Here is a 23,436-nt window from a genome sequence, read left to right on the forward strand (position 1 = left end):
TTAAAGTGATTTATCTACAAGTTTAGAATCTAAAAAATTCTTTACATCGTATACAATTGATTTGTCTTTTTTTATTTCTTTAAAGTTCAAATCCTGAAATTCAGAATGAGAAACAGCTAAAACAATTCCGTCAAATTTTTGCTTTGGCAAAACCATTTTAGAGTCTAAATTGTATTCTATTTTTACTTCTTCTGAATTTGCATGAGGATCAAAAATAGTAACGTTTGCACCATAATCTTTAAGTTCATAAATTAAATCAACCGCTTTTGTATTTCTAACATCAGGACAATTTTCTTTAAAAGTAATTCCTAATACCAATATTTCTGCACCTTTTACCTCAACATCGTTTTGAATCATTAATTTAGCTACCTCAGATGCTACATATTTCCCCATTCCATCATTAACCCTCCTACCTGCTAAAATTATCTCTGGATGATAACCATATTCTTGTGCTTTTTGCGCCAAATAATATGGATCAACCCCTATACAATGCCCTCCTACTAAACCTGGTTTAAAAGGCAAGAAATTCCACTTTGTTCCTGCAGCATCTAAAACATCTTGAGTATTAATATTCATTAACCCAAAAATTTTTGCTAACTCATTAACAAAAGCAATATTTATATCTCTTTGCGAGTTCTCTATAACCTTGGCAGCTTCTGCAACTTTTATTGAAGGAGCTAAATGAGTACCTGCTGAAATTACTGAAGCATAAAGACTATCTATCTTTTTTCCTATCTCTTTAGTTGAACCAGAAGTAACCTTTAAAATTTTATCTACAGTATGTTTTTTATCTCCAGGATTAATCCTCTCTGGAGAATACCCTACATAAAAATCTACATTAAACTTCAATCCAGATGTTTTTTCTAAAATAGGGACACAATCTTCTTCAGTAGCACCAGGGTATACTGTAGACTCATAAACTACAACATCGCCTTTTTTAAGAACACTTCCAACAGTTTCACTTGCTTTTATTAAAGGTGTTAATACAGGTCTATTATTTTTATCTACAGGAGTGGGAACTGTAATTACAAAATAATTACAACTTTGCAACCCCTCTAATCTTGAAGAAAAATACAAACCATTTTTGTTTGAGTTTTCAGTTTTTAACACCTCATCCAAAAGCTCTTTAGAAACTTCTCTAGTTTTATCTTCTCCTAGTCTTAATTCTTCAATTCTAGATTCATTTATATCAAAACCAACTACTGGGTATTTAGTAGAAAAAAGTCGCGCCAAAGGCAACCCTACATATCCTAACCCTATTATTCCTATTTTTACTTTACTCATTAATTTAAGTTTTTCCAATACCACTCAATTGATTCTTTTAATCCTTCTTTTAATGAAAAAGCTGGATTATAATTTAGTTTTTCTTTAGCTTTAGAAATATCTGCATGAGAATGAGGAATATCTCCTATTCTATTTGGTCCATACTCAACCTTAACATCAGCTATTTTATAATTATAACGTTGCAGTAATTCTTTTAACAAATCACATAAGTTTTTTAATGTATTCCTATCTCCATAAGCAACATTATACACTTCATTTATTGCTTTTTTATCAGCTACCAAACTTAGTAAATTTGCTTGAATTACATTATCTATATAAGTAAAATCTCTTGAAAAAGAACCATCTCCATTTATTATTGGAGACTCAAAATTAATTAATTGACTAATAAATTTAGGTATAACTGCTGCATAAGCTCCATTAGCATCTTGTCTTCTTCCAAAAACATTAAAGTACCTCAACCCAACAACTTCTAATCCATATGTTTTTGAAAAAACATCAGCATAAAGTTCATTTACATATTTTGTGATTGCATAAGGAGACAATGGCTTACCAATAACACTTTCTATTTTTGGCAGTGATTTAGAATCTCCATAAGTTGAAGAACTAGCAGCATAGACAAATCTTTTTACATTATTATCTCTTGCAGCAACTAACATATTTAAAAAACCAGAAACATTAACATCATTTGTAGTTATTGGATCTTTTACTGACCTTGGTACAGAACCTAAAGCCGCTTGATGCAAAATATAATCAACTCCTTTAGATGCATTTAAGCAATCTTGTAAATTCCTTATATCACCTTCAATTAAAGTAAAGTTTGAATCTTTTAAAAAAGAAGAAATATTTTCTCTTTTTCCTGTAGAAAAATTATCTAAACAAACTACTTTGTTTTTTTTAAACAGAAGAACCTCACAAAGGTTAGAACCAATAAAACCAGCACCTCCAGTTACGAGTATTTTTTTTCCAGTCAACTCCAAATTCATATAGACGAAATTTATATTAAACAAATATAACGAAAAAGCATCACTAGTTTTATCAGCAAATTCCTTAAAAACAAAAAAATCCTTTACAAAATGTAAAGGATTTTTTTAGTGGGCAATGAGGGATTCGAACCCCCGACCCCCTCGGTGTAAACGAGGTGCTCTGAACCAACTGAGCTAATTGCCCTAAGCGGTTGCAAATATACAACCCTTTTCGAGTTTGACAAATAAAAAAATGATTTTTTTTTAAATAATTTCAGCAACGACAAAAGTACTACCCCCAACATAAATTATATCTCCCTGATTTGCATTTGATAACGCATTTTTATAAGCTTTTTTTACAGAAGAATATTTTTTTCCTTTTAATTCAAAAGAAGCTGCTTTTTTATATAAAACTTCTTCTGACATACCTCTTGGAATATTTGGTTTACAAAAATAATATGTGGCTTCTTTAGGAAACAAAGGTAAAACTTCTTCTAATTTCTTATCTGACACAACACCTAATACAAAATAAATCTTTTTAAAAGTTTCTTTTCTTAATTGATTTAAAACAATTTTTAAACCTTCTTTATTATGTGCTGTATCACAAATTACTTTTGGATTTTCTTGTAAAATCTGCCATCGACCTTTTAAATTAGTATTTTTAACCACATTCAATAAGCCATCAGAAATATTTTTTATTGAAATTTTAAAACCTTTTAATTGATTTATAGCCTCAACAGCGGTTTTTGAATTCTTTATTTGATAATCTCCTAACAAATCTGTTATATAACTTTCATTATTATCTGATGCAAAAAATAGTGAAGAACGACATTCATGGGCTTTTGTAATAAAAACATCTTTAACTCTTTCTTGCTTTTCTCCAATTACAATCGGAATATTTTCTTTAATAATTCCAGCTTTTTCAAATGCAATTTCAGGCAATGTTTCACCTAAAAACTGTGTATGATCTAAACCTATGTTTGTAATTACAGACACTTCTGGTTTAATAATATTTGTTGAATCTAATCTACCCCCTAAACCAACCTCTATTATAGCAATATCTACTTTTTCATTTGCAAAATAATCAAAAGCCATTCCTACTGTCATTTCAAAAAAAGACAACTTTTGACTTTCTAAAAAGCCTTTGTTCTTATTTATAAAAGAAGAAACTTTTCTTTTAGGAATTTCCACTCCATTAATCCTTATTCTTTCAGTGAAATTTTTTAAATGAGGAGAAGTATAAAGACCTACCTTATAACCAGCTTCTTGAAGAATAGATGCTAACATATGACTTGTTGACCCTTTTCCATTTGTACCTCCTACATGAATAGATTTAAATCTTTTTTCAGGAAAATTCAATTCTTTAGAAAACGCTAAAGTATTTGACAAATCTTTTTTGAATGCAGTCTTACCTTCTCTTTGATACATAGGTAATTGAGCAAACATCCAATCTAATGTTTGTTGATAATTCATACAGCAAAAATACGTGATTATTTAGAGAGAGAAAATTTATAGATGATAGTTCCTACTTGTTTTGAAGGCGCTTTACCATCTGAATTCCATTTTGTTCTTAGAGCAGCTTCTTTTGCAGGCTTTAATAAACACGGGGCTGAATTTGTAGTTCCCTGAACTCCTGCCTGCGCAAACACTACTTTTCCATTTTTATCTACCTGAATTCTAACTACAACAGTTCCTTCTTCTTGACAATCTGGTTGCTGTTTTGGCTTAGAAAGTGCTTTTCTTCCTGCTAAATTATAATTTCCTCCTGAGCCACTACCTGTGTTTCCATAATATTTTGAAGAATCTGGATCTCCATTTTCATCACCTTTAACCCCTGGTTCCTTATTACCCCCCTCACCTTTTGGCTCTCCATTTGAAGAATTACCATTTAATAAGTTATTTAAAGCTTCTTGATTTTCTTTTGATGGTTTTGGCTTTGGAATTTCTTTTTTAACTTCTTCTTTTACAACCTCCTTTATAGGTTCTTTTTTATTTTTCTTTACATTCTCTACTACAGGAACATCTTTTGTTGTTTCATTTGTTATTATTTCTTCCTTAATAATTTCTTTTGAAACCTCTTTTACCTCTTCTTTAACTATTTCTTGTTTTTGAACTACTTTAGATGTAGAAACTTTTTTTGTATTATACACTGGCTCTCCATTACCAACTTCAGAATTACCAAAATTAATTGCCAAACCATATTCTTCTGGTGGATCTAAATACTGCATTCCGTAATTAAAAATTCCGAAAATTAACAACAACAAAATTAATGCTGTTATTACAGCAGATTTACGTTTATGTTTAGTTTCTAAAATTTTCACTTTTATTTATTAAACTTTCTTTTACGAATAATAGGTAAATCCTTTTCTAAAATTGCCATAGCGTTAAGGATTGAAACCGCTCGAATAACTATTGATATTCTTAACCTTTATACTTTTTTAGCAAAAAGATATAGTCTTTCAACTTCGCTCAAGTAAATTCCAAGCACGTTAAAACTCTAAAAAAATTATTTACCTTTTACAGCTAAAATCATTTTTAATTTATTCTTATTTGCTATATCAATTACTTTCATAACATTTTTATAAGGCACATCTTTATCACCTCTAATTACAATAGTTTTCTTTTTATCTACACCTACTTTTCTTAAAATTTCACTTTCAAGTTTAGTTGAACTTACTTTAGTTTTATCAATATAAAACAAAGATTTACTAGTTATTGTTATAGCTATTGATTTACTATTTTCTGTTTTTCCTCCTGCTTTTGGCAACAAAACATCTATTGCACTTACAGTTACCAAAGTAGAAGTAAGCATAAAAAATATTAATAAAAGAAAAACAATATCTGTCATAGACGACATATTGAATGATGGATCTACTTTATTTCTTCCTCTTAAATTCATACTAAACTGGTTCGTTTAATAAATCTAAAAATTCTACAGATTTAGCCTCCATTTGATATACAACCTTATCTGTTCTTACCACTAAATGATTGTAGGTTATATACGCAATAATACCTACAATTAAACCAGCCACAGTAGTTGTCATTGCTGTATACAAACCATCTGAAAGCATTTTTATATCTATCTGACCACCTGCATTTGCAATTTCATGTATTGCAACTATCATTCCAATTACAGTACCCAAAAAACCTATCATTGGAGCAGCTCCTGCAATTGTAGCCAATACACTTACATTTTTTTCTAATTGATAAACCTCTAATTTTCCTGCAGTTTCTATAGCTGATTTAATATCTTCTAAAGGTTTTCCTATTCTAGAAATACCTTTTCCAATTAATCTTGCTGTAGGTGTATTTTTACTATTACAAAGCGCATCTGCAGATTCTAATTTACCATTTGAAACATATTCTTTGATTTGATTCATAAAATTTTTATCTATTTTAGATGCAGATTTTATTGCAAAAAAACGTTCAAAATAAATATACAACGCTACTGCAAGCAATACAAAAAGTAAGGCTATAATTATTTGACCTCCTAAACCACCATCCATAATTAAATTATAGATTGATAATGTTTTTTCTTCTGAAACAGTTTCTTCTACAAACTCTTTATTTTCTTGATAAAATGATATCATTCAACTTCTTATTTTAAGTTCTACTCTAAGTAACGACTATTCTTTTTTAAAATTGTTTCAAAACTAAAGAATAGATTTAACTTAATGACAAAAAAAATGTCATTTTGCAATTACACAAAATGACATTTTTTTTGTTTTTTATTTATTTTAAATAAACATTCTTAACACTACAAAAGCTGCAGAACCAATTAAGAATCCTATTAATGCTAACCAAGATATTTTTTTCAAATACCAAAAGAAATCTATTTTTTCCATACCCATTGCTACAACACCTGCTGCAGAACCAATAATTAACATTGACCCTCCTGTACCTGCTGAAAAAGCAATAAAATGCCATAGAGGATTATCTATACCTTCTGAGAACATACCTAAACTTGCAGCAACTAAAGGAACATTATCTATTACTGCTGAACCTATACCTAATAATATAACAACTAAATCTGAAACTCCTGTCCCTTCTAACTCTGTTCCTATTAAAGGAATTCCTTGTTTTAAACTATCTGCAAAATTAAACAATATACCTAAAGATTCTAATGCAGCTACTGCCATTAAAATTCCTAAGAAAAATAAAATACTAGGCATCTCAATTTTAGACAAAGAACTATGAACAGGACTATGGTGTGCTTCTGCTTCATGCTCTGTAGCTTCTTCTCCATCTACACTCGAAATAGAAAATTTAGAATTACTATAAATCTCTGCAAAAGTTGCTACAACAGCTAAAGACAACATCATACCTACATATGGAGGTAAATGTGTAACAGTTTTAAAAATTGGTACAAATAAAATTGCTCCCAATCCTAAATACAACATTCTTGCACTATGCTTACTTTTTGGTTTTTCAACTTCATTTTCATCAAAATCAATTTCGCCTTTAAATGCTGGTAAAAAAGTAGCTATAAAAGAAGGCACAATCATACATAATAATGAAGGAATAAATAAATATGTAAACAACATACCTGTACTTACTTTATCTCCAATCCAAAGCATTGTAGTTGTAACATCTCCAATTGGAGAGAATGCTCCCCCTGCATTTGCAGCAATAATTATTAAACCTGCAAACCAAATTCTATCTTCTCTTGTTTTTACTATTTTTTGTAAAATAGAAATTAATACAATTGTTGCTGTTAAATTATCAATAATAGCAGATAAAATAAAAGCTAAAATTGAAAACATCCATAAAAGTTTCTTTTTACTCTTAAAATTTACATATCCTTTTATTGTAGAAAAACCATCGAAATAATCAATAATTTCTACAATAGTCATTGCTCCTAAAAGAAAAACTAAAATCTCAGCAGTTTTACCTAAGTGATGCAATAATGTTTCCTCAACTAAATGCAACTTATCATCATGAACCATAGTTGCAAATCCGTCTACTAAACCATGTTTACTAGAATCAAACCAATTTGTAAAATTATCTACACCCAATGCCACTAAAGCCCAACATACTGCCATCATTATTAAAGCTGGGATTAATTTATCTAATTTTAAGTTATGCTCTAATGTAATGGCTAGATACCCCATTACAAATACAATAATTATTACTGACTCCATTTAGTTGTTTGTTTTTGTTTTTTTGTTTATTTAAATTTTAATATCAATTAAAAGACTAATTTACCCTGTCTTTTAAAAATTTAGCTTATTCAAATGCTCAAACATCTTTAATTCTAAATTCGCCGAAATATCAGGAGAATTAGTTTTCATTTTTATGACTTTTATCACTCAAAAAGTTATTTATACAATTATTAACATTTATCTTTAAGATAAACTTAATTTTATTAAAACTTTATTGATTATTCTTGTAAAAAAACATGAAAATATCGATTAATTGATACTTTACAAACTTACAGTAAAAAAACGATTGGTCAAATTTTTTATTGAACCATAGAAGGATTAACTACTACTCCTGAAGAATGATTTTTTTCTGCGCCAGTAACACTACACAAACAGTTTACCTGATTATCAAGTTTTAACACCCCTAAAAAAGCAAAAATTAAAGCCTCTTTAAAGTCTATTATTTTTTTTGAAGGAATAATTAAATCAATATTTTTAATACTTTTTATTTTTTGAATTAAATAATCATTATAAGCACCACCACCAGTAACCAAAACCTTTGCTTCTTTTGGAAACTCCCTAGCAATTGCCCAAGCAACATGATCTGTAAAAGTTCTTAAAACATCTTCAGGTTTATTAATGTTATTATCAATTTTAGGAAAAACTTTTTCTTTAACCCATTCTAAACCCAAAGACTTAGGCGCTTGTTCTTTATAAAAATGTAACTTTTGTAATTGAACATCTAATTCTTCGTTATAATTTCCTTTAGCAGCAACCTTACCTCTATCATCATACTCCAAACCTATTTTTTGAGCATATTTATTTAAAACAATATTTACAGGACAGATATCATATGCTATTCTTTTACTTCCTTTTTTAAAGGAAACATTTGCAAAGCCTCCAAGATTTAAACAATAATCATATTCAGAAAACAACAACTCATCTCCTATAGGAACCAAAGGTGCACCTTGACCTCCTAATTCCACATCTTGAGTTCTAAAATCGTAAACAACTTTATGTTTAGTAATATTTGCTATTTCTAAACCATTACCCACCTGAAGCGTAATTCCTTTTTCTGGTTGATGTAAAACAGTATGCCCATGAGACGCAATAAAATCTATATTTTCAATTTGAAATTCATCAATAAAATCATTTACAACATATCCTAAATGTTTTCCGTAATTAACATCTAGATCCTCCAATTCTTCAGAAGAAAAATTAATTGAATTTTGTAAATCTTGTTTCCATTTATAAGAATAAGAAACTGTTTTTGATTCTAAAATTTCAAAAAACTGATAATTATTTTTATCAAACTTTACATACACCAAATCAATTCCATCTAGTGATGTACCAGACATTAACCCTATTACAAAAACCTCACTTTTATTCATATCTGTAAAAATAATAAAAGTCTATTGAAAATATGTTACGAAATCGATATCTTTGGAACAATTAATTACGAATATAACAATAATACATACACATGAATTTTAATTTAACAGAAGAACATATCATGATTCGCGATGCTGCAAGAGACTTTGCTCAAGCTGAATTGTTACCTGGCGTTATTGAAAGAGACAACAAACAAGAATTCCCAAATGAACTAGTAAAAAAAATGGGAGATTTGGGTTTTTTAGGAATTATGGTAGACCCAAAATACGGAGGAAGTGGTATGGATGCAATTTCGTACATTCTAATTATGGAAGAACTTTCTAAAATTGATGCTTCTGCATCTGTTATGGTTTCTGTTAACAACTCATTAGTTTGTTATGGATTAGAAGCTTATGGAAGTGAAGAACAAAAACAAAAATATTTAACAAAATTAGCTACAGGAGAATATCTTGGAGCATTTTGTTTAAGTGAGCCTGAAGCTGGTTCTGATGCAACTTCTCAGGCAACCACAGCAGAAGACAAAGGTGACCATTATGTAATTAACGGAACAAAAAATTGGATTACTAATGGTGGACGCTCTGATGTATATTTAGTTATTGCACAAACTGACAGAGAAAAAGGACACAGAGGAATAAATGCTTTTATTGTAGAAAAAGGAATGGAAGGCTTCCATATTGGACCTAAAGAAGACAAATTAGGTATTCGTGGTTCAGACACACATACTTTACAATTTAACGACGTTAAAGTACCCAAAGAAAATAGAATTGGTGAAGATGGTTTTGGTTTTAAATTTGCAATGAAAACCCTTTCTGGAGGCAGAATTGGTATTGCTGCTCAAGCTTTAGGTATTGCTTCTGGAGCTTACGAATTAGCTTTAAAATACAGTAAAGAGCGTAAAGCTTTTGGAACCGAAATTTGCAACCACCAAGCAATTGCCTTCAAATTAGCAGACATGTATACAGAAATAGAAGCTGCTAGAATGTTAGTTACAAAAGCTGCTTGGGACAAAGACCAAGGTAATAATTACGATATGTCTTCTGCCATGGCAAAATTATACGCAAGTAAAGTTGCAATGGAGCAAACTGTAGAAGCAGTTCAAATTCATGGAGGTAATGGTTTTGTAAAAGAATACCATGTAGAACGTTTAATGCGTGATGCAAAAATTACTCAGATTTACGAAGGTACTTCCGAAATTCAAAAAATTGTAATTTCAAGAGGAGTTATCAAAGGTTAATTTTACACCTTATATATAAGTATCAAAATCCATCTTTTTAAAAGGTGGATTTTTATTTTGGGCGCAACCTTTCAGGTCAGGCTTTACGCACTCGCTTTTTTGTAAAAACAAAAAGAGCTCAAACAATTGCTTCAATCCTTTGCGCAACTTACTTGCCAACTATAGTACCAACTCAATATTATAGAGCTGCAAACCAGATGCAGGAGCAATATTCCTCAAAAACTTTCTATCATTATCCACTTTTAAAGAATCTTCAATAAACTGTAAATCTAAATTCCCTTTACCAACTTCAAACAAAGTTGCCATCATCAATCTAATTTGATAACGTAAAAAACCTTTACCCTTTACCTTTAATATATATGACTGCTCAGGAAAAAAACTAGCCGTTAAAATATCATTCTCTACAATTTCACAAGAATCAATTGTTCTTTTAAAGATTGTATTTTCTGATGGCTTTGTACAATATTTATGAAAATAATGTTCTCCTTCAAACAATTTAGCAGCTTTCATCATCAATAAAACATCTAACTCATTATTAATATTTACTAAAAAGGGTGCAGAAAAAGGGTGATTTTTTTCACCAAATGAAAAATAATAATGGTATTCTTTTACTTTAGAAACATTAATAACATTAAAAGATCTATCTACTTTTTCCACTAAAAGCGCCTTAAAATCTGGAGGAAAATTAGAGTTTAACGACTCTAAAAAAGGGATTTCATCAACTAAAACATCTGTAAACATCTGTAAAAAATAAATATTAGCAGAAACTTTAGCATCAGTTCTACCTACCCCAATAGTCTTATAATCACCCCCTTTAAATACAAAAGACAAAGATTTATCTACCATGTCATGTAAGGTTTTAGCATTGGTTTGTTTTTGCCATCCAGAAAAACGAAAACCTAAAAATTGAATTTTAATTAAATAAGAATTAGAGTATTTCATACCTCAAAAGTACAATAAAAACATATTTTTTTTACAAAAATGCATTTTTATGAATATGTTAAAAAACTATACTTCATTTTTATAAACATCATATTTTACACCCTTCAAAAACCTCAAAATACATTTATCTCAATATTACCCCCTTTTTTTTGAGGGATACATTTACAAAAACATACCTTTACAAATCACACCCCCTTGTTAACACAAAATAAATACATACTTTTGAACCGTTCAATTAAATAAACACAACAAAAAGAACTTAAATTATGAAAAAAATCATTTTTACTTTATTATTAGCAACTAGCTTAATAGTAACCGGACAAGAAAAAGAAGAAAAAGGAACTTTCACATTAAGTGGAACAGTAGACGTATATCATAGTAGCAATCTAAAAAGCGGAGCTTTAGGTTCTGTTGGAGTTTTATCTGATGTACCAGCAAACGGTTTTGGTTTAGGTATGGTAAATACTGTTTTTTCTTACGAAAAAGGAAAAGCTGGAGTAGTAGCTGATTTAGCTTACGGTCCAAGAGCAAATGCTGCAAATGCTTATACTGGTGCAATTAACCAATTATATGCTTACTACCAAGCATCAGAAAAAGTAACATTAACTTTAGGACAATTTAACACTTTCTATGGTTATGAAGTAATTTCTCCAGCAGGAAACTTTAACTACTCTGTATCTTACTTATTTAATGCAGGTCCTTTTTCTCATACAGGATTTAAATTAGACTATGCAGCTTCAGAAGATTTATCTTTTATGTTTGCTTTAACAAATCCTCATGGAATTACAGCTGGTTCTAACCCAACAAACGACTACCAATTAGGTTTTCAAACTGGTTATAAAGGTCAATACTTTAACTTAGCTTATGGTGCTGATGGTTTTGGTTTTACTGATGTACTATATTTAGATTATACAGGAGGATTTGATTTATCTGATTCATTCTTCTTAGGAATCAATGCTGCATATGCTAATTCAAGTGATGCTGATTCTGGATACCAAGGTGTAGCTTTATATTTACAAAACACTTTTTCAGATACTTTTTCTTTAGGATTAAGACCTGAATTTTATACTGCTACTTCAGGAGCTGGAGATGCAAGTCAATCTGCTTACACACTTACTGCTAACAAATCTTTAACTTCTAGCTTAAATATTATTGCTGAATTAAGATATGACACTTCAGATGACGTAACTTTCTTCGGAGACAAAAACGTTACAGGAGCTACTTTAGCAGCAGTTTACTCTTTCTAAGAAAGAGTATTAAATAAAAAATTATACTAACCAAAAAAATATTAAACATGAGTTTATTTTTAACATTATTTCAAGACGCTCCAGCAACTGAAGCTGCAAAAGTTTTAGAGCAAGTAAATGGAGATATGGGAATGCTTTGGATGCTTATTGCAGGTATCTTAGTATTTTTAATGCAAGCTGGTTTTACTTTAGTAGAATCTGGTATGACAAGATCTAAAAATGCAGTTAACATTGCAATGAAAAACTTACTAGACATCTGTGTAGGTTCAATAACTTTTTGGTTAGTTGGTTACTCTTTAATGTATGGAGATACTTCAAACGGATTTTTCTTTTGGAGTGGATTATTCCAAGGAGAAGGAGCTGATTTATTCTTCCAAACAATGTTTGCTGCAACAACTGCAACAATTGTATCTGGAGCAATAGCAGGTAGAACAAAGTATACAACATACATTATATTCTCTTTAGTTATGACTGCTGTAATCTACCCAATATCAGGTGGATGGCAATGGCAAGGTGAAGGTTGGTTAACTAAATTAGGTTTCATCGATTTTGCTGGTTCTTCAATAGTTCACTCTGTAGGTGGATGGGCTGCATTAGTAGCTGCATTTATGGTAGGTCCTAGAATTGGTAAATATGTAGATGGTAAAGTTTTACCAATACCTGGTCATAACCAAGTATTAGCAACTTTAGGTGTATTTATCCTTTGGTTTGGATGGTTTGGTTTTAATGGTGGATCTCAATTAGCTTGGGGTGGTGCTGATGCAACTGGAGCTTCAAACGTAGTATTAATTACAAACTTATCTGCAGCAGCAGGAGGTTTAGGAGCCTTAATTACTACTTGGATATGGTATGGAAAACCTAATTTATCTCAAACTTTAAATGGTTCTTTAGCTGGTTTAGTAAGTATAACTGCTGGTTGTGGTAACATGACTGCTGGTGGTGCTGTATTAGCTGGTTTAATTGGAGGTATCATAGTTGTATTCTCTATTGAATTCATCGAAAAGAAATTAAAAATTGATGACGCTATTGGAGCTGCTTCTGTACACGGTGTTGCTGGTGCATGGGGAACTTTAGTTATTGGTCTTTGGGGTGTAGATGGTGATACTGCTATTGGATTATTTAACGGTGGTGGAGCTTCACAATTAGGATCACAAGCCATAGGAGTTGTAGCTTATGCTGCATGGGCAATTGGTTTATCATTTATTGTTTTAGCAATCTTAAAGAAAACAATGGGATTACGTGTTACTAAAGAAGTAGAAATCGAAGGTTTAGATATCTCTGAACACGGATCTATTGCTTATCCTGGAAAAAGACAAAGAGACTTTGAAGACAAATAAAATATCAATTTAGTTTTTTAGTTATTATTTATAAATAAAATCACATAATCTAATAATTTAGGTTATGTGATTTTTACAGAATTTAATTTTATTAAATTCGCAAAGTATATAAACATAAAACTAAATATTAATAACAAATTAAACTTTATCATGAAAAAAATAGAAGCAATCATCAGAAAATCAAAATATAGAACATTAAAAGAAGCGTTACACGAAGTAGGTGTAAACTTTTTCTCTTATTGGGATGTAACTGGAATTGGCAATGAAAAAGAAGGCCATGTCTATAGAGGTGTTAGCTATAGCACAAGCGACATTCAAAGAAGACATATTTCGATTGTAGTAAATGATGATTTCGAAGAGGTTACTATTAATACAATTTTAAAAGCCGCTTCAACTGGTGAAGTTGGTGATGGAAAAATATTTATAAGCGACATTAACGAAACTTACAGAATTAGAACTGGCGAAAAAGGCGGACAAACTTTAAAATAAACTATTACAAAATTAAATTATGGAATTATTAACTACCAATAATGTATGGATGATGATCTGTACAGCTCTTGTTTTCTTTATGCATACTGGTTTTGCATTTTTAGAAATTGGATTAACAAGACAAAAAAATACTATAAACATTTTATTTAAAAATATATTTATTATTACTGTTGGACTTCTACTATATTACATAGCAGGATTTAACTTAATGTACCCTGGATTTGCAGAAGGTTCTTCTGGTATTTTAGATTTTGCAGGTTTTGGAATTGCAGCTCCTGAAAACGGAATGACGCCAGAATATGCAGATGGTGGTTATACTTGGTGGACAGATTTCTTATTTCAAGGAATGTTTGCTGCAACAGCTGCAACTATTGTTTCTGGTGCTGTTGCTGAACGTATGAAAATTGGACCTTTTATGATTTTTACAATTTTCTATGTAGGATTAGTTTACCCAATTGCTGGTTCTTGGAAATGGGGTGGTGGATTTTTAGATCAAATGGGATTCTATGATTTTGCTGGTTCAACTTTAGTGCATTCAGTTGGTGGATGGGCTGCTTTAGTAGCAGTATATTTATTAGGATCACGTATTGGAAAATTTAAAGATGGTAAACCACAAGCAATACCTGGACACAATATTCCATTAGCAACTGCTGGAGTATTAATTCTTTGGTTAGGTTGGTTTGGTTTTAATGGTGGTTCTGTATTATCTGCAGATCCTGAATTAACTTCTTTAACTTTAGTAACAACATGTTTAGCTGCTGCTGCAGGTGGAGTTGTTGCTGCATTAGTTTCTTTTATTAGATATAAAAACTTAGACTTAACTATGTTTTTAAACGGAATATTAGGAGGATTAGTTGGTATTACAGCTGGTGCTGATGTAATGACACCAGAAAGTGCAATTATTATTGGTGCTATAGCAGGTTCATTAATTGTATTTGCAGTATCATGTGTAGATGCAATTAAATTAGATGATCCTGTTGGGGCAATTGCTGTTCACTTAATTTGTGGAATTTGGGGTACTTTAGCTGTTGGTATATTCTCTACAAACCCAGAACATACTTTCTTAATACAGTTAACAGGTGTTGCTTGCTATGCTGCATTTTGTTTAATAACTTCATTTATAATTATTTATACATTAAAGAAAACTGTGGGAATAAGAGTTAGTGAAAGAGAAGAATTAGAAGGATTAGATGCACATGAACATGGTATGGATGCGTATCCAGACTTCCGTTTAAATGAGCACTAAAAACATATAAATATTAACAAAAAGAGACTGTAAAGTTAAAATTTTACAGTCTCTTTTTTTATATTATGGATTTCATAATTTATATGAAATAAATTATCATAAGTAAATTTTTTTTAGCCCTTTATTGTTTTCATCATAAAAATCACATTAAAACATCTATAATATTAAGACCTTCTTAATAAAATACATAGATTTGTAGATATAATTGAATACAATATGGAGAAACAAGGACTATACTTACCAGAGTTTGAACATGAAAATTGTGGTGCAGGTTTTATATGTAATTTGAATGGTGATAAAACAAATCAAATCATACATGACGCTTTAGAAATCCTAGTAAAATTAGAGCATAGAGGTGGTGTAAGTGCAGATGGAAAAACAGGTGATGGTGCTGGTTTATTAATTGACATTCCTCATGACTATTTTACCAGAGTGTGTGATTTTCCATTACCAAAACAAAGAGAATATGCTGTTGGAATGGTTTTTCTTCCAAAAGTTTCTAATCAGTATGATTTTTGTAAAACTACTTTTGAAAAAGAAGTAAAAGAACAAGGACTTTCTATTTTAGGATGGAGAGAAGTTCCTGTAGATTCTTCTCAATTAGGAGAAATTGCACTAGCATCAGAACCAAATATCGAACAACTTTTTATTGGTAAAACTGAAGATATTGATGAAGCTACTTTTAAGGCTAAATTATATGCAGCAAGAAAAATTGCTGAACACACAATTAGAGATTCAAAAATATCTGAAAGCAATTATTTTTATATTCCAAGTTTATCAATAACAACAATTATCTATAAAGGTATTATTATGCCTGAAGATATTGGTCCTTATTACAAAGACTTACAAGAAATAGATTTAGTTACACGTTTAGCCCTTGTACATCAACGTTTCTCAACAAACACAATGCCTACTTGGGAGCTTGCACAACCTTTTAGACATATGTGTCAAAATGGAGAAATAAACACTTTACGTGGTAATGTAAGTAGAATGAGAGTTCGTGAAGAGATCATGAAAAGTGATGTTTTTGGACCTCAAATAGACAAATTATTCCCGATAATTTTACCAGGTAAATCAGATTCTGCATCTATGGATATGGTTGTAGAATTATTAACACATACAGGTCGTTCATTACCAGAAATTATGATGATGATGATTCCTGAAGCTTGGGAAAAACACGAAACCATGTCTAAAGAGCGTAAAGCTTTTTATGAATATAATGGATGTATTATGGAACCTTGGGATGGTCCTGCTTCTGTACCTTTTACAGATGGAGATTATATTGGTGCCTTATTAGACAGAAATGGATTAAGACCTTCTAGATATACCATAACAAAAAGTGGTAAATTAATTATGTCTTCAGAAATTGGGGTTGTAGATGTTGCAGCAGAAGATGTAAAAGAACATGGAAGATTAGAACCAGGAAAAATGTTCTTGGTTGATATGAATGAAGGAAGAATTATTGAAGATAAAGAAATTAAAAGTAAAATAGTTTCTGAAAGACCTTACCAAGAGTGGTTAGATAAAACTCGTTTACATTTAAAAGACGTTCCTTACACAAGTGAAACTTGTCCTATAGAAACTATAGATGTTAAAACAAGACAACGTTTATTTAATTATACGTTTGAAGATATACAAGAAGTAATTACACCAATGGCTATTGCTGGTAAAGAGGCTTTAGGTTCTATGGGTATAGATACTCCTTTAGCAGTTTTATCAGACAGACCTCAATTAATATCAAACTACTTTAAACAATTATTTGCTCAGGTTACAAATCCACCTTTAGATGGAATTAGAGAAAATATTGTAACTGATATTAGTTTAAATTTAGGAAAAGATAGAAACATTTTTAGTATTACAGAAAGACAGTGTAGAAAATTAAGAATTCAAAATCCTGTTATTTCTAATGCTGATTTAGAAAAAATTAGAAATATAGAAGTAGAGAGTTTCAAAGCAGAAACAATCGAAATTTTATATCCAAAAGCTCAAGGTTTAAATGGTCTTGAAGATGCTTTAGATGATATCATTGTTCAAATTGAAAAAGCTTTAGAAAGAAAAACAAATATCATTATTCTTTCTGATAGAGGTGTAAACCAAGAGTTTGCTCCAATACCAGCTTTATTAGCTTGTTCTTATGTTAATCATCAGTTAAATCGTTTACGTAAGCGTTCTTATTTTGATATCATTATAGAATCTGCAGAACCACGTGAACCACACCATTTTGCAACTTTATTTGGTTATGGAGCTAGTGCTATTAACCCTTATATGGTTAATGAAATTATCAGAGTACAAGTTAAAGAAGGCTTTATTACTGGTATGGATGAGCAAAAAGCAGTAGATAACTTTAACAAAGCAATTGGTAAAGGAATACTAAAAGTAATGAACAAAATAGGAATCTCTACATTACATTCTTATAGAGGTTCTCAAATTTTCGAAATTGTAGGGTTTAACTCTCAATTTGTAGAAAAATACTTCCCATATACTGCTTCAAGAATTGAAGGTATTGGATTATATGAAATTGAAAAAGAAATAGATCAACGTTATAAACAAGCGTATCCAGATAACCAAATTGATAAAAATTTAGGTTTAAATGTTGGTGGAGATTATAGATGGAGAAGAAATGGAGAACGTCACTTATTTAATCCAACTACAGTTTCTAAATTACAACAAGCTGTAAGATTAAGTGATCAAAAAAGTTACGATGTTTATTCAAAAACAATAAATGAACAGTCAGAAAGTTTAATGACTATTCGTGGTTTGTTTCAATTTGATAATTTAGATCCTATTCCTTTAGAAGAAGTAGAACCTTGGACAGATATTGTAAAACGTTTTAAAACTGGAGCAATGTCTTATGGATCTATTTCACGCGAAGCTCATGAAAATTTAGCGATTGCAATGAATAGAATTGGAGGAAAATCTAATTCTGGAGAAGGTGGTGAAGACAGAAAACGTTTCCAAAAAGATATCAATGGAGATAGTAGAAACTCTGCTATTAAACAAGTAGCATCTGGTAGATTTGGTGTAACATCACACTATTTAACAAATGCAAAAGAGATTCAAATTAAAATGGCTCAAGGAGCTAAACCTGGTGAAGGTGGTCAATTACCTGGAGAAAAGGTTTTACCTTGGATTGCTTCAGCAAGAAATTCAACTCCTTTTGTAGGATTAATTTCTCCTCCTCCACATCACGATATTTATTCAATTGAAGATTTAGCACAATTAATTTTCGATTTAAAAAATGCAAATCGTGAAGCTAGAATTAATGTAAAATTAGTTTCTGAAGTTGGTGTTGGTACAATTGCAGCTGGTGTTGCTAAAGCAAAAGCGGATGTAGTATTAATTTCTGGTTATGATGGTGGTACTGGAGCTTCTCCTTTAACATCATTAAAACATGCTGGTTTACCTTGGGAACTTGGTTTAGCAGAAGCTCAACAAACTTTAGTATTAAATGACTTAAGAAGTAGAATTGTAGTTGAGTGTGATGGACAATTAAAAACGGGTAGAGATGTTGCAATTGCTGCTTTATTAGGAGCAGAAGAATTTGGTTTTGCAACTGCACCTTTAGTTGCTTCTGGATGTATTATGATGCGTAAGTGTCATTTAAATACATGTCCTGTAGGTATTGCTACTCAAGATAAAGAGTTACGTAAAAACTTTAAAGGTACTCCAGAGCACGTAATCAACTTCTTCTATTATGTAGCTGAAGAATTAAGATCTATAATGGCTCAACTTGGTTTCAGAACATTAGCTGAAATGGTTGGACAAACACATAAAATAAATGCTAATAAAGCTATTAAGCATTACAAAGCTAAAGGATTAGATTTATCTAGTATATTACACAGACCTACTGCTTATAGTAGTATGATTGTAAAAAATACTGAAGAACAAGATCATAATTTAGACGAAGTTATAGATTTTACTATTCTAAAAGATTCTCATAGAGCATTATATAGAAAAGAAAAAATGAACTTAGCTTATCCTATTAAAAATACTGATCGTACAGTAGGAGCTATTGTTAGTAACGAAATCTCAAAAATTTATGGTCATTTAGGATTACCTGAAGACACATTAAACATAAACTTTACGGGTTCTGCAGGACAAAGTTTTGGAGCATTTGGTGCTTATGGGTTAACATTTACTTTAGATGGTAATTCTAATGATTACTTAGGTAAAGGTTTATCTGGTGCAAAATTAATTATTAAGAAACCAGCTAAAGCTGACTTTATAGCAGAAAACAACATTATAGTTGGTAATGTTTGTTTATTTGGAGCAGTAAATGGTCAAGCATACATTAACGGAATTGCGGGAGAACGTTTTGCTGTTCGTAATTCTGGTGCAACTGCAGTTGTTGAAGGTGTTGGAGATCATTGTTGTGAATATATGACTGGTGGTAAAGTAATTGTTTTAGGTAAAACTGGAAGAAACTTTGCTGCAGGAATGAGTGGTGGTATAGCTTATGTTTACGATCCAAATAATAAATTTGTAAATGGTCTTTGTAATACTGAAACAATAGAGTTTGAAGAAGTATTAAACGAAGATGCTGCAGAATTGAAAGCAACAATTGAAAAACACGTTTTATATACAGAAAGTAAAAAAGGTGCTTCATTGTTAGCTGATTGGGATACAAGTGTAAAAAACTTTGTAAAAGTTATGCCAACAGAATACAAACGTGCATTAATCCGTTTAGAAACGGAAGAACAAATGGTAGAAGAATTAACAACAGCATAATGTCATGGGAAAAGTAACAGGATTTAAAGAATTTGAAAGACAAGATGAAACTTACAAGTCTGTAAAAGACCGTGTAAAACATTATAAAGAATTTACAGTTCCTCTTTCTGAAGAGGAAATCACAAAACAGGGTTCACGTTGTATGGATTGTGGTATCCCTTTTTGTCATAGTGGTTGTCCATTAGGAAATCTTATACCAGATTTCAATCACATGGTACATCAAGGAGAATGGAAAAAAGCTTCTTGGATATTGCATTCAACTAATAATTTTCCAGAATTTACAGGTCGTTTATGTCCTGCTCCTTGTGAACAATCTTGTGTATTAGGTATTATTGAAGACCCAGTATCAATAGAAAATATTGAAAAAAATATTGTTGAACGTGCTTTTAAAGAAGGGTGGATTAAGCCTCAGCCTCCAAAAACAAGAACAGGTAAAACTGTAGCTATTGTTGGTTCTGGTCCTGCAGGTTTAGCTGCAGCACAACAATTAAATAGAGCAGGTCATACTGTAACTGTTTTTGAAAGAGATGATGAAGTTGGTGGGTTATTAAGATATGGAATTCCTAATTTTAAAATGGAAAAGGGAATTATTGATAGAAGAGTTGCCATTTTAGAAGCTGAAGGTATTACTTTTAAAGTTAATGTAAATGTTGGTGTAAATTATGATGTTGAAGACTTAAAAGCTTTTGATAGTGTTGTATTATGTGGTGGTGCTACAGAAAGACGTAGTTTACCAACCCCTGGTATAGATGCTGAAGGTGTTGTACAAGCAATGGATTTTTTAACACAACAAACTAAAGTTGTATTTGGTAAAGAAGTTAAAGATCAAGTTTTAGCAACAGATAAAAATGTAATTGTAATTGGTGGTGGAGATACTGGTTCTGACTGTATAGGAACTTCTAATCGTCAAGGAGCAAAATCGGTTGTTAATTTCGAAATTATGCCTAAACCTCCTGGTCATCGTTCTCCAACAACTCCTTGGCCTTTTTGGCCATTACAACTAAAAACTTCTACATCTCATAAAGAAGGTGTTGAACGTAATTGGTTGATAAATACAAAAGAGTTTGTAAAAGATGAAAGTGGAAAATTAACAGCATTAAAAACTGTTAATGTAGAATGGAAAATGGTTCCAGGGCAACGTCCTCAATTAATTGAAATTGCTGGTACAGAAAAAACATGGCCTTGTGATTTAGCTTTATTAGCATTAGGTTTTACAGGACCAGAAAGCACATTAGCAGATAAGTTAGGTATTGAAAAAGATGCACGTTCTAACTTTAAAGCTGAATATGGAAAATATAAAACAAATGTTCCTAATGTTTTTACTGCAGGTGATATGCGTCGTGGACAATCACTTATAGTTTGGGCTATTTCTGAAGGAAGAGAAGCTGCACGTCAAGTAGATATTCATTTAATGGGCAAATCATTGTTACCTTCAAAAGATGTATCTGGAGATTTAGTTGCAATGTAAATAGTTACTATAAAAAAGAAAAAAACTCATCAATTTTATTGATGAGTTTTTTTTTATAAAGTATTTATAATTTATTAAAAGTATCTGTATAATCACCTTTTATTGTTACAGTTCCATTTTTAATAACATCTCCATAAACTGTAATACTAGAACCCGATCCTACAAATTCAATAGTAGCTCCATCATTTAAAATCATATTTCCATAAACTACCAAACTACCTTCTATAAATAATGTTGCTTTATTATTAATATTAAAAGAATTCCATTTATTATAAACACTTCCTTGTGCTAAAGAACCACTCATATAAAAGTTTCCACCACTATTAATATTCAATCCTTTACTAATTGCTAAAGAGCCACAAAAAGTAAAATCATCATTAATATTTAAACCATTTAAACTTAAAGAACCTCCATAAGATTTTGGATCATTTGAATTAATATTCAACCAAGAACTTCCTTTATAAGTTGGTAAATCTGTACAAGAAATGGAAGTGCCATTATTATCAGATTCAATAATTTTAATTATTTTTAAACCACCATCACCACTAGCTACAAAAATGTAATCATCTGTACTTTTAACATAATTAGTAGAACCATCAATATCTAAGGTTCCTGTTTTAGTAATATCATGTATTCCATTTTCTAAATCATGTACAGCTAAACCTGCAGCTCCATTAGCCATAAAAACATGGTTATTTGTTACAGTAACAGAATTAGTTACAACTTCATTTAAATCGATATTTGAATCTTTTATTTCTGGTAAAGATATACTTGATGATTTATTACCTGAAGAGATATTATAAATTCCTAAACCATCCTTTCCTTCTGCAACTAAAACATTATTGTCAAAAAAATCAATAGTCCTTTTAGATTCAGCTATATTATTACTTGTTGAAAATGTATTAATTAGCTTAAGGTTATTTTCATTATAAATAAAAAGACCATTAGTACCACTTAAAGCAAAAATTTGGTTTTTATAGCCTCCTATAGCTCTTAAATCTTCTAAAGGGACTTTATATTCTAATTCATTAGAATAAAGATTAAATTTAGATAAATCTCCATTATCACCTGATACAGAAAAAATACCTTTATCACTTGCAAAAACATCAGTAGCAACATAACTCGATAAATCAATCAAATTAAAATTTTCGGTCGGTAAGCCATTAGACAATTCAACAGACATTAAAATTGCAGGATTACTTTCATCAATATCATATGAAGAAGATGCACCTGCTAAGTATAGTTTCTCCTTAAAATATTTAACAGAGCTAACATCTGTATTAGGTAGTATTGCTTCTAATTCTACTACTGGTTTTGTAGGATCAGAAATGTTTATAACATCAATTCCTCCTAAATATTTACTTCCTTCAACATTATAAGAAACATAAACATAATTATTATCTACATCTACATGTGTAGCTCTTAATGTATTTCCTTTATAAGTAGGAGCTGAAACTTCAGCTATTAATGTTAAAGGAATATCACTGGCTATATCATCAGAATTTGTTTTACTAAAACTAGGAGTTTTCTCATTTGGATTTATACTAGGAGCCTCTTTAATACTTATAACACCAATATTAGTATTATCAATACGTTTTGTTGAATTAGAAATATTTAAAATAATTTCTTTTTCTTGAGTTTCTATGTCATTAACATTATCAGTAGAGCAACTAATAAAAGTTAAGAATAACATAATTGTAGGGATAATTCTTTTCATAATGTTTAATTTAATTTTCAATTAAATTAAACATAAAAAAGAATAACTTTTATAATCTATAGGTAAGAAAAAGATTACTATAGATTAATTACAATTTTCCGAAGATAAATGTTTTATTTAAACAATTTAAAATAAAAAAGCCTCAATTCATTAAGAATTGAGGCTTTATAAAGAAAGGCGGCGACCTACTCTCCCACATAAATGCAGTACCATCGGCGCTATTGGGCTTAACTTCTCTGTTCGAGATGG

General features: G+C 30.5%; 17 protein-coding genes, 1 tRNA gene and 1 rRNA gene. 7 read left to right on the forward strand and 12 right to left on the reverse strand.

From position 1 onward, the window contains the following. From MPF13_RS13710 to MPF13_RS13750, 9 genes are all read right to left on the reverse strand, one after another. Window positions 1-1,284 (reverse strand): nucleotide sugar dehydrogenase, encoded by a 1,284-nt coding sequence (locus MPF13_RS13710; protein ID WP_249983329.1) that lies wholly within the window; start codon window positions 1,282-1,284, stop codon window positions 1-3. After that, window positions 1,284-2,267 (reverse strand): SDR family oxidoreductase, encoded by a 984-nt coding sequence (locus tag MPF13_RS13715; RefSeq protein WP_249983330.1) that lies wholly within the window; start codon window positions 2,265-2,267, stop codon window positions 1,284-1,286. The genes MPF13_RS13710 and MPF13_RS13715 overlap by 1 nt, the downstream gene beginning before the upstream one ends. 109 nt (window positions 2,268-2,376) lie before the next feature. Then, window positions 2,377-2,451, reverse strand: a tRNA-Val gene (locus tag MPF13_RS13720). 59 nt (window positions 2,452-2,510) lie between these two features. Beyond that, a complete protein-coding gene (locus tag MPF13_RS13725) occupies window positions 2,511-3,719 on the reverse strand; it encodes a bifunctional folylpolyglutamate synthase/dihydrofolate synthase (protein WP_249983331.1) in 1,209 nt (402 codons plus the stop codon). A 17-nt stretch (window positions 3,720-3,736) separates the two neighbouring features. Beyond that, window positions 3,737-4,567 carry an energy transducer TonB gene (locus tag MPF13_RS13730; protein ID WP_249983332.1) on the reverse strand — a complete coding sequence of 277 codons (831 nt, stop codon included), beginning with the start codon at window positions 4,565-4,567 and terminating at the stop codon, window positions 3,737-3,739. 185 nt (window positions 4,568-4,752) lie between these two features. Next, on the reverse strand, window positions 4,753-5,145 hold the full coding sequence (locus MPF13_RS13735) for an ExbD/TolR family protein (RefSeq protein WP_249983333.1): 393 nt from the start codon (window positions 5,143-5,145) through the stop codon (window positions 4,753-4,755). Window position 5,146: 1 nt separating this feature from the next. Then, complete coding sequence (locus MPF13_RS13740) at window positions 5,147-5,836, reverse strand: MotA/TolQ/ExbB proton channel family protein (protein ID WP_249983334.1); 690 nt, start codon at window positions 5,834-5,836, stop codon at window positions 5,147-5,149. 147 nt (window positions 5,837-5,983) lie between these two features. Further along, window positions 5,984-7,387 carry a sodium:proton antiporter NhaD gene (gene nhaD / locus MPF13_RS13745; RefSeq protein ID WP_249983335.1) on the reverse strand — a complete coding sequence of 468 codons (1,404 nt, stop codon included), beginning with the start codon at window positions 7,385-7,387 and terminating at the stop codon, window positions 5,984-5,986. Window positions 7,388-7,707: 320 nt separating this feature from the next. Beyond that, window positions 7,708-8,778 carry an anhydro-N-acetylmuramic acid kinase gene (locus tag MPF13_RS13750; protein WP_249983336.1) on the reverse strand — a complete coding sequence of 357 codons (1,071 nt, stop codon included), beginning with the start codon at window positions 8,776-8,778 and terminating at the stop codon, window positions 7,708-7,710. A gap of 92 nt (window positions 8,779-8,870) precedes the next feature. On the opposite strand from MPF13_RS13750, the gene MPF13_RS13755 reads away from it, so the two are divergent. Beyond that, window positions 8,871-10,013, forward strand: coding sequence for an acyl-CoA dehydrogenase (locus MPF13_RS13755; RefSeq protein WP_249983337.1), 1,143 nt, complete (start codon window positions 8,871-8,873; stop codon window positions 10,011-10,013). A 159-nt stretch (window positions 10,014-10,172) separates the two neighbouring features. On the opposite strand, the gene MPF13_RS13760 is transcribed toward MPF13_RS13755, so the two are convergent. Beyond that, entirely contained in the window at window positions 10,173-10,955 is a 783-nt protein-coding gene (locus MPF13_RS13760; RefSeq protein WP_249983338.1) for a tRNA pseudouridine synthase A, read from the reverse strand. A gap of 266 nt (window positions 10,956-11,221) precedes the next feature. On the opposite strand from MPF13_RS13760, the gene MPF13_RS13765 reads away from it, so the two are divergent. From MPF13_RS13765 to MPF13_RS13790, 6 genes are all read left to right on the forward strand, one after another. Next, the gene (locus MPF13_RS13765; RefSeq protein ID WP_249983339.1) at window positions 11,222-12,202 is read left to right on the forward strand and encodes an outer membrane beta-barrel protein; all 981 of its coding nucleotides are present in this window, start codon (window positions 11,222-11,224) and stop codon (window positions 12,200-12,202) included. A 47-nt stretch (window positions 12,203-12,249) separates the two neighbouring features. Continuing rightward, the gene (locus MPF13_RS13770; protein ID WP_249983340.1) at window positions 12,250-13,539 is read left to right on the forward strand and encodes an ammonium transporter; all 1,290 of its coding nucleotides are present in this window, start codon (window positions 12,250-12,252) and stop codon (window positions 13,537-13,539) included. A 150-nt stretch (window positions 13,540-13,689) separates the two neighbouring features. Further along, the gene (locus MPF13_RS13775) at window positions 13,690-14,028 is read left to right on the forward strand and encodes a P-II family nitrogen regulator (protein ID WP_249983341.1); all 339 of its coding nucleotides are present in this window, start codon (window positions 13,690-13,692) and stop codon (window positions 14,026-14,028) included. A 19-nt stretch (window positions 14,029-14,047) separates the two neighbouring features. Continuing rightward, window positions 14,048-15,274: an ammonium transporter gene (locus MPF13_RS13780; RefSeq protein WP_249983342.1), complete on the forward strand. Its 1,227-nt coding sequence runs from the start codon at window positions 14,048-14,050 to the stop codon at window positions 15,272-15,274. A gap of 216 nt (window positions 15,275-15,490) precedes the next feature. Next, entirely contained in the window at window positions 15,491-20,002 is a 4,512-nt protein-coding gene (gltB, locus tag MPF13_RS13785; RefSeq protein ID WP_249983343.1) for a glutamate synthase large subunit, read from the forward strand. A 4-nt stretch (window positions 20,003-20,006) separates the two neighbouring features. Further along, window positions 20,007-21,470, forward strand: coding sequence for a glutamate synthase subunit beta (locus MPF13_RS13790; RefSeq protein WP_249983344.1), 1,464 nt, complete (start codon window positions 20,007-20,009; stop codon window positions 21,468-21,470). A gap of 64 nt (window positions 21,471-21,534) precedes the next feature. Here MPF13_RS13790 and MPF13_RS13795 read toward each other — a convergent pair whose 3' ends face one another. Together MPF13_RS13795 and rrf are read right to left on the reverse strand one after the other, a co-directional pair. Further along, entirely contained in the window at window positions 21,535-23,187 is a 1,653-nt protein-coding gene (locus MPF13_RS13795) for an LVIVD repeat-containing protein (protein WP_249983345.1), read from the reverse strand. 172 nt (window positions 23,188-23,359) lie between these two features. Then, window positions 23,360-23,436: ribosomal RNA gene (gene rrf / locus MPF13_RS15715) — 5S ribosomal RNA — on the reverse strand; the annotation flags it as partial.

The organism is Polaribacter sp. Z022, from assembly GCF_023555495.1.
In the GTDB taxonomy this organism is placed as follows: domain Bacteria; phylum Bacteroidota; class Bacteroidia; order Flavobacteriales; family Flavobacteriaceae; genus Polaribacter.